Here is a 13,528-nt window from a genome sequence, read left to right as displayed (position 1 = left end):
AGTCCCGTTTCGTTACGCAACTTTTACGGTGGTCTTATGGCGCTTTTCTTTCGCGTTGCAACCCTCGACGATGTACCTGCATTAGTGGCGCTGGAACAGCAGTGTTTTCGTAGTGACCGGCTGTCACCGCGCAGTCTGCGCTGGATGATCAGCCGGGCCAATGGTCAGTTGTGGCTTGTGCAGCAGCACGGGCAATTGCTCGGCTATGGGCTGGTGCTGTTTCGTCGCGGCACTCGTCTGGCACGCTTGTATTCCATCGCTATTGCCGAGCACGCTCGAGGCATGGGCCTGGGCCATCAGTTGCTGGGGCACATCGAAGCCTGCGCCCTGGCCAACAATTGCGCGTCCCTGCGACTGCAAGTGCGCACCGACAACCCCGGCGCACTCGCCCTGTACGAGCGCAACGGCTATCAGCGCTTTGCCTGGGTCGATGACTACTACGAAGACCACACCGCTGCCCTGTGCCTGGAAAAACCGCTCGCGCCTGCATCGGCCGTGGCTTCCAACTCGCGCACCAGCGGCAATACACGTTTGCCGAAGTACTCCACCTCTTCCTGAAAGTGCAGGAAGCCCGCGAGCACCAGGTCCACACCCACGGCCTTGAGCGCGACGATACGTTCGGCGATCTGTTGTGGTGTGCCGATCAGGTTGGTCTTGAAGCCATCGTTGTACTGCACCAGGTCCTCAAAGCTGGACTTGGCCCAGTTGCCCTCACCCTCCGGTGATGCCCTGCCCGCTTGTTTGGCGGCATCCCCAAAGGCGTTGACGGCCTCCGGGTCGGCCTTGTCGATGATTTCTGCCAGCACGGCCCGCGCTTCTTCTTCGGTATCGCGGGCGATCACAAAGGCGTTCACGCCGACCTTGACCGAATGGTGGTTGGCAGCGGCCTTGGCGCGGATATCATCGACCTGGGCCTTGATGCCTTCGGGGGTGTTGCCGTTGGTGAAATACCAGTCTGAAACCTTTGCTGCCATGTCCCGCGCCGCCCTTGAGCTGCCGCCCTGGAAAATCTCCGGTTGACCCAACGGCTTGGGCTTGAGGGTGTAGTTGTTGAAACGGTAGAAGTCGCCCTTGAAGGTGAAATCGTCTTGGGTCCAGATGCCTTTGAGGGTGCGAATGAACTCTTCGGAACGACGGTAGCGCTCATCGTGCTCCAGCCAGGGTTCGCCAATGGCCTGGAACTCGCCCTTGAACCAGCCACTGACGATATTCACCGCGATACGGCCGTTGGTGAGCTGGTCGATGGTTGCCAACTGCTTGGCCGCCAGCGCCGGTTGCCAGGGACCTGGCAGGATCGCCGCGATCACCTTGAGCGTGGTGGTTGCCGCCAGCAACGCATGGCTGAACGCTACGGACTCGTGCTGGTTTTCGGCGCCGTAACCGGCGGTGAAACGAATCTGCGTCAGGCCATACTCGAAGCCGGCGGCTTCGGCCAGTTGCGCCAGCTTGCGGTTGTAATCGATGCCCCAATGGGTACGTTGTTCGATCTTGCTCACCACCAGCCCACCGCTGACGTTGGGCACCCAATAGGCAAATTTCACGGCTTGCTGGCTCATCGAACACTACCTCACACGAAAGGATGTAAGGGTGCTGGAGCAGCAAGCGTGCCAGACTCAGGCAAAGGCCCGCGCCATGGGTGTTGCAGTAGAAATGCCAACTTGGATCATCCGGCGGCTAATGTCGGGGATCACAGTGATTTGTCGATAGGCTGTTGCTGGAGCAACACTTACTGGGGCAAATGTGCAGCTTAGAACGCCAGCTTGTAACCCACGGCCATCAACATCACCGCCAGGCACGGGCGCAATACGCCGTCTGGAATCCTGCCAGTCATATGGCTGCCAAAGTAGATCCCCGGCAACGAGCCCATCAGCAAAAAGCCCAACAGGTGCCAATCCATATTGCCCATGCTTGCATGACCCAGGCCCGCCACCAGGGTCAGGGGCACAGCGTGGGCGATCTCGGTGCCGACCAGGCGCCGCGTGGCCAGGAACGGGTAGAGGATAAACAGCGCCACCGTGCCCAAGGCGCCGGCGCCGATGGAGGTCAAGGCCACCATCGTGCCGAGGACCGCGCCGGTGACCACGGTCAGTGCATTCAGGTTGCGCGGGCGCATATGGTAGTCGTCGCCGGCATGTCGCTGGGCAAAGGCCAACAGGCTTTTCTTGAACAGGATCGCCAGGGCCGTGAGCAGCAATACCACGCCGAGTGCCTGCTTGATCACGGCGTTCATTGCGCTGGGGTCGGTGTGCAGGCTGGCGAGGAACCATAAGGTCAACAACACCGCCGGCACGCTGCCCAGGGTCAGCCAGCCGGTGATGCTCCAGTCGATGTTCTTGTTCTTGCCGTGCACCAGCACGCCACCGGACTTGGTGATGGCGGCATATAACAAGTCGGTGCCAACCGCAGTGGCCGGGTTGATACCGAACCACAACAGGATCGGCGTCATCAGCGAGCCCCCGCCGACACCAGTCATACCCACGATAAACCCCACGATCAGGCCGGCCACCACAAAACCAAAATTACCTACATCCATTACAGCTACCTGCGGCCTTATAAATTTCTGGCCGCAGGATAGCGATTTTTCTTATAACTACTTATACCAATGTGATCTGACTTTATGCCTTTTAGCTCAGTCGCTCACACAAGTACGCCTGGGTCTGGTACGGGAAGGCTACGGTATCGCGGCCTCGCAGGGCGGGATGGGTGTCGATCAAGGTGCGCAATTGCGCGGTGACTGTGGCTTTTTCCGCAGGTGGCAGCGCCGCGATAAAACTCACCGACAGGAATCGATCCATGATCACTTCCTGGGGGCTGCCCACGTGCTGGTAGGCAAAACAGGTCATTTGCGGAGCGCCAAAGTACTCACCGGTGAAGGCTTCGCGCCAACGTCCGCTATGAAAGCGCGGGGTGTCGCCCTCATACGGGGTGATGATCTCAGTGATCGCCGCCACCCAGTCCACCGACTCATCACGTACATTCCACACCAACCCCAGTCGCCCGCCAGGCTTGAGCACACGGTGGATTTCCGCCAGTGCAGCGTGAGTGGAGAACCAGTGGAATGCCTGGGCACACACCAGGGCATCGGCGCTGGCGGACGCCAAGGGGATGGACTCGGCGGTGCCGTCGAGCAGGCGTACATCCGGCAATAGCTTGGCCAACTGCGCGCCCATCTCTGCCACTGGCTCGACCGCAATCAGCGTCGGCGCCAGGCTGCTGAGCAAGCGGGTGAACTTGCCAGTGCCGGCGCCGAGGTCGATCACCGTCGATTGCGAATTGATCTGCAGCGCCTCGGCCAGCCAAGCCGTCAGTTGGCGCGGATAGTCCGGTCGGCCTTGGGCGTAGGTGACGGCCTGGGTCGAGAAACCCTGTTGAGCAGACGTGTGAACACCAGTCATTGCCAATCTCTCCTCGGGTAAAGCGGGGCGCACAGTGTGCGCCCTTCCCCGCGGTTTTTCTAATCGGTTCGAGTGGGCAGCCACACCCGAAACCGCGCACCACCCAGGGGCGACGCCAGGGCCGTCAAGGTGCCGCCCTGAGCTTCCAGGGCACGCCGGCTGATCGCCAGGCCAAGGCCGAAACCGCCGGTGGCGCGGTCACGACTGCGATCCAGGCGGTAGAACGGCTCGAAGATGCGCTCGCGTTGATCCGCCGGAATGCCGATGCCATCGTCATCCACCCAGATTTCACAGCCGTTGGGGCACACCTTGACGCCCACCTGGATGCGCTTGTCGCAGTAACGCGTAGCGTTGCGCAGCAAATTCTGCAACGCCCGGGCAGTGAGGCGCGGGTCGAGGCTGAAACGCTCAACCGTGCAGTCGAGCACCACATCGATGACGATCTCCGGGTTTTCCAGCTCATCGTCGACACTGCCCAGCACGCTGTCGATAAACTCGTCCAGCGCCACTTCTACTCGCTCGGGCAATTGCGCCGGGTTTTGCAGGCGGCTGTAAGAGAGCAACTCCAGCACCAGCTCGTCCAGCTCGCGAATATGCGCCACCAGGCTTTGCAAGCGCTCGCGACTGGCCTCGGGCAAGTCTTCGGAGAGCGCCAGGGCCAGGCCGAAGTCCAGGCGTGTGAGCGGCGTGCGCAGTTCATGGGAGACCGCATTGAGCAAATCACGCTGCTGGTTGAGCAGGTGCTCGATATCGTCCGCCATGGTATCGAACACAGCCGCCAGGCTGCCGATGCTGGAACTGGGCGGCAGTCGCGTGCGCTCCCCCAGGTGGCCCTTGCCCAACAGTGCGGCGGTGCTTTTCAGGCGTTCCAGGTCACGCCAGTGCGGGCGCAGCCAGACCAGCAGACACGCCAACAGTGCCGCGCCGATCAGCACGTTCATCGACCAATACAGCAGGTTCATGTCCAGCGGATCCGGCGGCACGGTAAGTTTGACCGCGAACTGCTGGTTGATCGGCGAGCTGATTTCTTCCATCCAGCCCCACTCGCCCAGGCGGATCACCGGCTTGCCTTGCTCCAGCAGCTGTTCTTCCTGGGGTGTGTAGCGGGCGTCCTGGCGCAGCAGCAGCTCGACCTTCAGCGGCGCGAAATCCTGGCTCAGCTGGTCGGTGACCTGGGACCAGCGCTCCACCGGAGCGCGCTGGTATTGCTTGACCATCAATTTTTGCAGGCCACGGGACTGCTCGACGTTGTAGTCCATGTAGCGGTGTTCGAACAGCTGGATCACCAGCTTGGGAATCAGGAAAATCGCCGCGCTATAAGTCACGATGGTGATCAGATAGAGGCGTAGCAGCACACGGAACATGGTTCAGCATTCCCACTCGGAACGGCTGAACAGATAGCCCTTGCCCCACACAGTCTTGATCTTGCGCGCCTCGCCGGCGTGGTCGTCGAACTTGCGGCGCAGCTTGGAGATCGCCACGTCCACCGAGCGATCGGTGCCGTTGAACTCGATACCGCGCAGGCGCTGCAGGATCTGGTCGCGGCTGAGCACTTCGCCGGCATGCCGGGCCAGCACCACCAGCAGGTTGTATTCACCGCTGGACAGCTCCACTGCCTGCTCGCGCCAGGTCACGGTGCGCTCCGACAGGTCGATGCACAGGTTGCCCATGATGATCCGGTCGTTGGCCACCTGGGGTTCGGACAGGCTGCTGCGGCGCAGCAGCGTGCGCACCCGGGCCAGCAGCACACGCGGCTCGCAGGGCTTGGTGACATAGTCGTCGGCGCCCATCTCCAGGCCCAGTACCTGGTCATGGCTGTCGTCGCGGGCGGTCAGCATCAGGATCGGCAGGCCCGCCGAGTCGGCGCGCAACAGGCGGCAGACCTGCAGGCCGTCGAGGCCCGGCAACATCAGGTCGAGGATCACCAGGTCCGGTGGGTTCAGGCGCGCACGTTCGCGCACATGGTCGCCACGGCTGAGCACGCAGACGTGGTAGCCGTTGCGTTCCAGGTAGCTGGCAATCAGCTCGGAGAGTGCGGCGTCGTCTTCGACCAGGAGGATGTTGGGCATGGAGGTGTTTCCAGAAAATACAGTGATAAGTCGTACACAAATCCCATGTGGGAGGGGGCTTGCTCCCGATAGCGGTGGATCAGTCAACCCTTGTGCAACTGATCCACTGCCATCGGGAGCAAGCCCCCTCCCACATTTGATCTTCATTGTAAGCAAGGTTGTGCAAGGATATACGCCACCGACGCCACGCGCGCCGTACCTTACACTTCTTCACACACGACCTACACAGCTTCACAGCACCACGGCGCAGGTGTCCTTAGGATGCGCCAGTCAATATTGGGATAAGAGCATGTCGAAGAATCTATTTGCGCCGTTTTGCCTGTTGGCCCTCACACTGGCGCTGAGCGCGTGTGGTCAGTCTGCAGACGAGGCGCCACAAATGCCCCTGGCCAAAGTGCGCATCGAAACCCTGCAGGCCAAGCCCCTGTCCATCACCAACGAACTGAGCGGGCGTATCGCCGCGCCACGGATTGCCGAAGTGCGGGCCCGGGTTGCCGGCGTGGTCATGCAGCGGGTGTTCAACGAAGGGCGCGATGTGAAACAGGGCGACGTGCTGTTCCGTATTGACCCGGCGCCGTTCAAGGCCGACCTGGACAGTGCCCAGGCCAACCTGAGCAAGGCCGAGGCCAATGCCTTCCAGGCACGCTTGCAGGAGCAGCGTTACAGCCAGTTGGTTGAAGGCAACGCCATCAGCGGCCAGGAATACGACAACGCCCGTGCTGCCTTGCGCCAGGCCAACGCCGAAATCGCCGCCAACAAGGCCGCCGTCGAGCGTGCCAAGTTAAACCTGGGCTATGCCACTGTGACTGCGCCGATTTCCGGGCGCATCGGCCGCGCCCTGGTCACCGAGGGCGCGTTGGTCGGCCAGAACGAAGCCACGCCGCTGGCGATTATCCAGCAACTGGACCCGATCCACGCTGACCTCACCCAGTCCACCCGAGAGTTGAATGACCTGCGCCGCGCCTTTCGCGCCGGCAGCTTGAAGCAGGTCGGCCAGGACCAGGCCAAGGCCACCCTGATCGAGGATGACGGCAGCCTGTACCCGTTGCCGGGCAAATTGCTGTTCGCCGAGATCAGCGTCGACCCTGGCACCGGGCAGATCACGCTGCGCAGCGAGTTCCCCAACCCGGACCTCGACCTGTTGCCCGGCAGTTTCGTCCGGGTGCGCCTGGAGCAGGCCGTGGACAAGCAAGGCATCAGTGTGCCGCAACGCGCCATCACCCGTGACAGTGCCGGCATCCCGATGGTGCTGCTGCTGGACGCCGAGCAGACCGTCAGCCAGCAACCGGTGGAATTGGGCGCGGTGATCGAGGATCGCTGGATCGTCACCAGCGGCCTCAAGCCCGGCGACCGCATCATCGTCGAGGGCCTGCAACACGCGCGCCCCGGTGAAAAAGTTGAAGTGGACGACAGCCCGCTCGTAAAGGAATAACCCGTCATGCCACAGTTCTTTATTGACCGCCCGATTTTTGCCTGGGTGGTGGCCCTGTTTATCCTGCTGGCTGGCTTCCTGGCGATCCCGCAGCTGCCGGTAGCCCAGTACCCCAACGTCGCGCCACCGAAGGTGGAAATCTACGCGGTGTACCCAGGTGCTTCGGCCCAGACCCTGGATGAAAGCGTGGTCAGCCTGATCGAGCAGGAGCTCAACGGTGCCGATCACCTGCTGTATTTCGAATCCCAGAGCAGCCTGGGTTCGGCGACGATCACCGCGACCTTCCAGCCGGGCACCGACCCGGAAATGGCCCAAGTGGATGTGCAGAACCGCCTCAAGGTGGTCGAGCCGCGACTGCCGCAAGCCGTGACCCAACAAGGCTTGCAGGTGGAAAAAGTCTCCGCCGGCTTCCTGCTGCTGGTGACCTTGACCTCCAACGACGGCAAGCTCGATGACGTGGCGCTCAGCGATTACCTGGCGCGCAACGTGATGAACGAACTCAAGCGCCTGGACGGCGTCGGCAAGGCCCAGCTGTATGGCGCCGAACGCGCCATGCGCATCTGGATCGACCCGCAGAAGCTGATCGGTTTCAACCTCACGCCGGCCGATGTCAACGCGGCGATCAGCGCGCAGAACGCCCAGGTCTCGGCGGGCAGCATCGGTGACTTGCCGGGCACCAATACTCAGGAAATCACCGCGGCGATCCTGGTCAAGGGCCAATTGTCGACCCCTGCGGAGTTTGCCGACATCGTGCTCAAGGCCAACCCCGACGGCTCTACCGTACGCATCGGTGATGTGGCGCGGGTCGAAGTCGGCAGCCAGGAATACCAGTTCTCTACTCGCCTGAACGGCAAGCCCTCCACCGCCGTCAGCGTGCAATTGTCGCCGGGCGCCAACGCGCTGAGCACCGCAACCCTGGTGCGGGCAAAGATGGACGAACTGTCGCGCTATTTCCCGGCCAATGTGGAATACAAGATCCCCTACGACACCTCGCCGTTCGTCAAGGTCTCGATCACCAAGGTGGTCTACACCTTGCTTGAGGCCATGGCGTTGGTGTTTGCGGTGATGTTTCTGTTCCTGCAGAACGTGCGTTACACCTTGATCCCTACCCTGGTGGTGCCGATTGCGCTGATGGGCACCTTTGCCACCATGCTGTTGCTGGGTTTCTCGATCAACGTACTGACCATGTTCGGCATGGTGCTGGCCATCGGCATCCTGGTGGACGATGCCATCGTGGTGGTGGAAAACGTCGAGCGCATCATGGCCACCGAGGGCCTGTCGCCCAAGGACGCGACGAAAAAAGCCATGGGCCAGATCACCGGGGCCATCATCGGTATCACCCTTGTGCTGGTGGCGGTGTTCCTGCCGATGGCGTTCATGCCGGGTTCCGTGGGGGTCATCTACCAGCAGTTCTCGCTGTCGATGGCCACCTCGATCCTGTTCTCGGCGTTCCTCGCCCTGACCTTGACCCCGGCCCTGTGCGCCACCTTGCTCAAGCCGATTGCCCAGGGCGAGCACCATGCCAAGGGCGGTTTCTTCGGCTGGTTCAACAAGCGCTTTGACCAACTCACCAACCGCTATGAAGGCTGGGTGGCGTACGCCCTCAAGCGCAGCGGCCGCTACCTGCTGATCTACCTGGTATTGCTGGTGGGTATGGGGCTGTTGTTCAGCCGCTTGCCCTCCTCGTTCCTGCCGGTGGAAGACCAGGGCTACACCATCACCGATATCCAGCTGCCGCCGGGCGCCAGCAAGAACCGCACGGTGCAGGTGGCCGAGCAGATCGAGGCGCACAACGCCGAGGAGCCAGGGGTGGGTGATACCACCATGATCATGGGCTTCAGTTTCTCCGGCGCCGGGCAGAACGCGGCGCTGGCGTTTACCACGCTCAAGGACTGGTCACAGCGCGGCAGCGATGACTCGGCAGCGTCGATTGCAGACCGCGCCAACATGGCCTTCAGCGAACTCAAGGATGCGATTGCCTATGCGATCCTGCCACCACCGGTGGATGGCCTTGGCACCTCCAGCGGGTTCGAGTTCCGCTTGCAGGACCGCGGCGGCGTCGGCCATGCCGGGTTGATGGCCGCACGTACCGAATTGCTGGACGCGGCGGCGAAAAGCCCGATCCTGGCCAACGTGCGCGAAAGTGCCCTGGCCGAAGCGCCGCAAGTGCAGCTGGAAGTCGACCGCAAGCAGGCCAATGCCTTGGGCGTTTCCTTTGCCGACGTCGGCAATGTGCTCTCCTCGGCAATTGGTTCGGCGTATATCAATGACTTCCCCAACCAGGGCCGCATGCAGCGCGTGGTGGTGCAAGCCGAAGGCGACCAGCGCAGCCAGGTTGCCGACCTGATGAAGATCAACGTGCGCAACAACGCCGGCAAGATGGTGCCGCTGTCGGCCTTTGTCGAAGCCAAGTGGACCCAGGGCCCGACACAGTTGACCCGTTACAACGGCTACCCGGCCATCGCCATCAGCGGTGAAGCGGCGCCGGGGCACAGCACCGGCGAGGCCATGGAGGAAATCCAGCGCCTGGTCAGCCAGTTGCCTGCGGGCCTGGGCCAGGAATGGACCGGCTTGTCCTTGCAGGAACGCCTGTCCGGCTCCCAGGCACCGTTGCTGCTGGTGCTGTCGTTGCTGATCGTGTTCCTGTGCCTGGCTGCCTTGTACGAAAGCTGGTCGATCCCGACTTCGGTGTTGCTGGTGGTGCCCCTGGGCGTGCTTGGCGCAGTCCTGGCTGTGTCCCTGCGTGGCATGCCTAACGATGTGTTCTTCAAGGTCGGCCTGATCACCATCATCGGCCTGTCGGCGAAAAACGCGATCCTGATCATCGAGTTCGCCAAGGACCTGTATGACCAGGGCGAGGACTTGATCGACGCCACCCTGAAGGCTGCACGGTTGCGACTGCGACCAATCATCATGACCTCGCTGGCGTTTATCCTCGGCGTGGTGCCGCTGGCGATTGCCACCGGGGCCAGTTCGGCCAGCCAGCAGGCGATTGGTACCGGTGTGATTGGCGGGATGATCACGGCGACCTTGGCGGTGGTGTTTGTGCCGGTGTTTTTTGTGGTGGTGATGAAGCTGGTGCGCAAGCGACACAACAAAGATTAATCCAATGTGGGAGGGGGCTTGCTCCCGATGGCGGTGTATCAGTCAGCATATTTGGCACTGATACACTGCCATCGGGAGCAAGCCCCCTCCCACAGGATCAGGTACAGTCTGCTCAACTATCGCCAGCTGTGACCAACCATGCCCTTCCTCGCCCGCACCCACCCTCGCCTCTCATCCGCCGCCGTACTGGGCCTTGTCGTGGGCATTCTGGTACCGGCCGACACTCTCGCCAGCAAAATCCTGATCGGCTGGAACGCCGGAGTCTGGACCTACCTGGTATTGATGCTATGGCTGACCATTCGCGCCAAGGCCGAAGATGTCAAGCGCATCGCCGAAATCGAGGACGAGAACGCCGGCCTGGTGCTGTTCATGGTGTGCATCGCCGCCATCGCCAGCCTGGCGACCATTACCTTCGAACTGGTCGGCAGCAAGGACCTGGCCACCTCCGAGCGCCTGCTGCACTACGGCTTTACAGGGCTGACGGTGATCGGCTCATGGCTGCTGATCGGGGTGATTTTCAGCGTGCACTACGCCAGGCTCTATTACACTTGGCCGGGCAAGGAACCGGCGCTGCGCTTTGCCGAAGGCTTGCTCACCCCTAACTACTGGGACTTCTTGTATTTTTCCTTCACCATCGGTGTGGCGGTGCAAACCTCGGATGTCGGCGTCGCTACCCGTGGCCTGCGCAAGGTGGTGCTGGGGCAGTCGTTGATCGGGTTTCTATTCAATACCGCCATCCTGGGGTTTTCGATCAACATCGCCGCCGGGCTGTTCGGCTAGGGCTGCACAAACCTTCTAGACGCTCACACAACCGCCGAGCATGAATACGCTTAACTTTTCCATCTCGGTGGTTTATGGCCGCGCACAATTGGATCGACCTATCCCAGGACGCCGACACCGGCATCGAGACGTTGCGTGCGCATTTCGAAGGCCACGCCTACGACCCCCATTGGCACGATAGCTACCTGATCGGCGTCACCGAACAAGGCGTGCAGCAGTTCAATTGCCGCCGCACCCGCCATAACAGTGTACCCGGCCAGGTGTTCCTACTGGAGCCCGGCGAGTTGCATGACGGCGACGCACCAACCGTAGATGGCTTCACCTATCACATGCTCTACCTCGACCCGCAATGGCTGGCGCGGGAAGTGAGTGCGGTATTTGAAGAGGCGCCTGCCAACAGCCAGTTGAGCTTTGCCAATACCTTGATCTGCGACTCACGCCTGGCGTTGGCCACCAGTCAAGCGTTCCAGTCGCTGCACAGCAGCGAATTGCGCATCGTGCGCCAGCGTGCGATGGACCAGTTGCTGGAGCTCATCACCGGCCAACTTTACTGGCGCACTCGTTATCACCCAGACCCGCGTCTGCCACAGGTGGCCCACAAAGCCCGGGAATATCTGCATGCACATCTGCATCACGACGTGGGTATGGATGAACTGGCGCGGGCCTGCAACGTCGACCGCTTTCGCCTGACCCGTGCCTTCAAGAGCGCCTTCGGCTTGGCGCCCCACGCTTATCTGGTGCAACTGCGCCTGGCGCGTGCCCGGCACTTGTTGGCTAAAGGCGAGCCGCCAGCGCAAGTGGCCACTCTGCTTGGCTTCGCCGACCAGAGCCACCTGGGCCGCTGGTTTATGCGCGCCTACGGCCTGACCCCGGCGGCCTATCGCAAGCGTTGCTCAAATCTTCCAGACAGGTAGCGCGTGGGTTTGTGAAGCTCGACTCCATCGATTGGTTCATCGGAGTCTCCCCGCCATGCAGTCCACCTTGTTCCCTTTCATGCTGTTTGCATTCGTCGCCTCCATTACCCCCGGGCCCACCAATATCCTGGTGCTGAGCAACAGCGCCCGTTACGGTTTCAAGGCTGCGCTGCCGATCATTTTCGGTGCCTGCGCGGGAGCTGCGGGGATCGTGCTGCTGGTGGGCTGCGGGATCGGCCAGTCGCTGGTGCAAATGCCCAAGGTGCAAACCGCGATGCAATGGGTCGGCGTAGCCTGGCTGAGTGTCCTGGCCTGGCGAATCTTCAGCGCCCCGGCTCAAGCCATCCAGGCCGATGCCAGGCAGGAACCCTTGGGCCTGTCCGGTGCCGCGGCGCTGCAATTGGTCAACCCTAAGACCTGGGTGATGGCGCTGGCAGTGGTGAGCGTATTTGCGGGTACTGGCGCGCAACGCGAGAGCCAGGTGATGTACCTGTCTTTGGTGTTTTTTCTGATTTCACTTCCCTGCCTGGGTCTGTGGGCACTGCTGGGCTCGGGTTCAGCCCGGATACTGCGGTCGGCCCAAGCCATGCAATGGTTCAATCGCGCGATGGCGCTGGTGCTGCTAGCTGCAACCTGGGTGAGCGTGTTTCGCTGAACACCCGGTCATCCGGTCACGTCCTACAATTTCTTGACGACTTTCCTACTTTAATGGTTTCCTGAAACCGGTTTCAGTCATTCCAATAAGAACAGAAGGTCAATGGCCGTGAACAACTTTTCCGCTGCCCAGCGTAGCCGCGTGACCATGCTCGACGTCGCCGAGCGCGCTGGCGTGTCCAAGGCCAGCGTCTCGCGCTTCATCGGCGATGACCGTGCCCTGCTCTCCAATGCCATCGCCCTGCGTATCGAACAGGCTATCGACGAACTCGGCTATCGCCCCAACCAGATGGCCCGCGGCCTCAAGCGTGGGCGTACGCGCCTGATCGGTATGCTGGTAGCCGATATCCGCAACCCCTATTCCATTGCCGTGATGCACGGCGTCGAAACCGCCTGCCGCCAGCACGGCTACAGCCTGGTGGTGTGCAACACCGACCGCGATGACGAACAGGAGCGCCAGCACTTGGCGGCGCTGCGCTCGTACAACATCGAAGGGCTTATCGTGAACACCCTCGGCCACCACCTCGACCAACTGCTGGAACTGCAACGGGAAATGCCCCTGGTGCTGGTCGACCGCAAGGTCGAACCCTTGCACAGCGACCTGGTGGGCCTGGATAACCCGGCGGCGGTACGTATCGCGGTGGAACATCTTGAACAGCAGGGCTACCGCGATGTGCTGCTGGTGAGCGAGACCACCGATGGCACCAGCTCACGTTTGGAGCGCCTGGAGAGTTTCAAGGCCGAGATTGCCAGGCGCCCAGGCTTGACCGGTGCCGTGGTTGAGTTGGATGACGAACTGGAAAGCCGCCTGCAGACCTTTTTGGCCAAGCCCGGCCCCAAGGCGCTTTTTTGCGCCAACGGTGTTGCTGCGCTGGCCTGCACACGTGGGCTCAAGGCATTAGGCTGCGAGCTGTTCAGCGATGTCGGCCTGATCGCCCTGGATGACCTGGACTGGTACCCGCTGGTGGGCAACGGCATCACCGCCCTCGCCCAGCCGACGCAAGCGATTGGCGCCAGCGCTTTCGACTGCTTGCTCAAGCGCCTGCGCGGCGACACGGCACCAGCCCGCACCCTGGATTTCTTGCCCGAGCTGATTGTTCGCGGCTCCACACAACGCCCTGTGGGAGGGGGCTTGCTCCCGATGGCGGTATGTCCGTCAGCTATCTTTAGCTGACCCAC

Annotated in this window: 11 protein-coding genes and 1 pseudogene; 7 read left to right on the top strand and 5 right to left on the bottom strand. The window is 61.8% G+C overall.

Translation table 11 applies throughout. The features are described from left to right. Nucleotides 1-36: 36 nt before the first annotated feature. Nucleotides 37-474, top strand: a pseudogene (locus tag QZR30_RS18620) (GNAT family N-acetyltransferase); the annotation flags it as partial. Here QZR30_RS18620 and sfnG read toward each other — a convergent pair. The 5 genes from sfnG to QZR30_RS18595 form a co-directional block, all read right to left on the bottom strand. After that, a complete protein-coding gene (gene sfnG, locus QZR30_RS18615) occupies nucleotides 438-1,556 on the bottom strand; it encodes a dimethylsulfone monooxygenase SfnG (protein WP_311903876.1) in 1,119 nt (372 codons plus the stop codon). The pseudogene QZR30_RS18620 and the gene sfnG sit on opposite strands and share 37 nt — an antisense overlap. Before the next feature lie 191 nt (nucleotides 1,557-1,747). Next, nucleotides 1,748-2,533 (bottom strand): sulfite exporter TauE/SafE family protein, encoded by a 786-nt coding sequence (locus tag QZR30_RS18610; RefSeq protein WP_046067933.1) that lies wholly within the window; start codon nucleotides 2,531-2,533, stop codon nucleotides 1,748-1,750. A gap of 91 nt (nucleotides 2,534-2,624) precedes the next feature. Beyond that, entirely contained in the window at nucleotides 2,625-3,395 is a 771-nt protein-coding gene (locus tag QZR30_RS18605) for a class I SAM-dependent methyltransferase (protein ID WP_056845831.1), read from the bottom strand. 59 nt (nucleotides 3,396-3,454) lie between these two features. Then, the gene (locus QZR30_RS18600; protein WP_046067931.1) at nucleotides 3,455-4,759 is read right to left on the bottom strand and encodes an ATP-binding protein; all 1,305 of its coding nucleotides are present in this window, start codon (nucleotides 4,757-4,759) and stop codon (nucleotides 3,455-3,457) included. A gap of 3 nt (nucleotides 4,760-4,762) precedes the next feature. Further along, complete coding sequence (locus QZR30_RS18595; RefSeq protein WP_043051055.1) at nucleotides 4,763-5,464, bottom strand: response regulator transcription factor; 702 nt, start codon at nucleotides 5,462-5,464, stop codon at nucleotides 4,763-4,765. A 289-nt stretch (nucleotides 5,465-5,753) separates the two neighbouring features. On the opposite strand from QZR30_RS18595, the gene QZR30_RS18590 reads away from it, so the two are divergent. The 6 genes from QZR30_RS18590 to QZR30_RS18565 all read left to right on the top strand — a co-directional run bounded on the left by QZR30_RS18590 (nucleotide 5,754) and on the right by QZR30_RS18565 (nucleotide 13,523). Beyond that, entirely contained in the window at nucleotides 5,754-6,896 is a 1,143-nt protein-coding gene (locus QZR30_RS18590; RefSeq protein ID WP_046067930.1) for an efflux RND transporter periplasmic adaptor subunit, read from the top strand. A 6-nt stretch (nucleotides 6,897-6,902) separates the two neighbouring features. Then, entirely contained in the window at nucleotides 6,903-10,001 is a 3,099-nt protein-coding gene (locus tag QZR30_RS18585) for an efflux RND transporter permease subunit (RefSeq protein WP_311903870.1), read from the top strand. 138 nt (nucleotides 10,002-10,139) lie between these two features. Next, nucleotides 10,140-10,781: a DUF1345 domain-containing protein gene (locus QZR30_RS18580; protein WP_046067928.1), complete on the top strand. Its 642-nt coding sequence runs from the start codon at nucleotides 10,140-10,142 to the stop codon at nucleotides 10,779-10,781. Between the two features lie 74 nt (nucleotides 10,782-10,855). Further along, a complete protein-coding gene (locus QZR30_RS18575; protein WP_046067927.1) occupies nucleotides 10,856-11,695 on the top strand; it encodes an AraC family transcriptional regulator in 840 nt (279 codons plus the stop codon). 55 nt (nucleotides 11,696-11,750) lie between these two features. Then, nucleotides 11,751-12,350 carry a LysE family translocator gene (locus QZR30_RS18570; RefSeq protein WP_056845828.1) on the top strand — a complete coding sequence of 200 codons (600 nt, stop codon included), beginning with the start codon at nucleotides 11,751-11,753 and terminating at the stop codon, nucleotides 12,348-12,350. A gap of 108 nt (nucleotides 12,351-12,458) precedes the next feature. Further along, entirely contained in the window at nucleotides 12,459-13,523 is a 1,065-nt protein-coding gene (locus QZR30_RS18565; RefSeq protein WP_274358430.1) for a LacI family DNA-binding transcriptional regulator, read from the top strand. Nucleotides 13,524-13,528: the final 5 nt, after the last annotated feature.

It is taken from the genome of Pseudomonas sp. rhizo25, from assembly GCF_031931935.1.
Lineage (GTDB): Bacteria > Pseudomonadota > Gammaproteobacteria > Pseudomonadales > Pseudomonadaceae > Aquipseudomonas > Aquipseudomonas synxantha.
The sequence above is the reverse complement of the archived record's forward strand: the minus strand, read 5'-3'. Positions and strand labels throughout refer to the sequence as shown.

Excerpts from the sequence above, each read along its gene's own strand:
- sfnG (WP_311903876.1), bottom strand. The coding sequence starts at position 1,556 with ATGAGCCAGCAAGCCGTGAAATTTGCCTATTGGGTGCCCAACGTCAGC.
- QZR30_RS18610 (WP_046067933.1), bottom strand. The coding sequence starts at position 2,533 with ATGGATGTAGGTAATTTTGGTTTTGTGGTGGCCGGCCTGATCGTGGGG.
- QZR30_RS18605 (WP_056845831.1), bottom strand. The coding sequence starts at position 3,395 with ATGACTGGTGTTCACACGTCTGCTCAACAGGGTTTCTCGACCCAGGCC.
- QZR30_RS18600 (WP_046067931.1), bottom strand. The coding sequence starts at position 4,759 with ATGTTCCGTGTGCTGCTACGCCTCTATCTGATCACCATCGTGACTTAT.
- QZR30_RS18595 (WP_043051055.1), bottom strand. The coding sequence starts at position 5,464 with ATGCCCAACATCCTCCTGGTCGAAGACGACGCCGCACTCTCCGAGCTG.
- QZR30_RS18590 (WP_046067930.1), top strand. The coding sequence starts at position 5,754 with ATGTCGAAGAATCTATTTGCGCCGTTTTGCCTGTTGGCCCTCACACTG.
- QZR30_RS18585 (WP_311903870.1), top strand. The coding sequence starts at position 6,903 with ATGCCACAGTTCTTTATTGACCGCCCGATTTTTGCCTGGGTGGTGGCC.
- QZR30_RS18580 (WP_046067928.1), top strand. The coding sequence starts at position 10,140 with ATGCCCTTCCTCGCCCGCACCCACCCTCGCCTCTCATCCGCCGCCGTA.
- QZR30_RS18575 (WP_046067927.1), top strand. The coding sequence starts at position 10,856 with ATGGCCGCGCACAATTGGATCGACCTATCCCAGGACGCCGACACCGGC.
- QZR30_RS18570 (WP_056845828.1), top strand. The coding sequence starts at position 11,751 with ATGCAGTCCACCTTGTTCCCTTTCATGCTGTTTGCATTCGTCGCCTCC.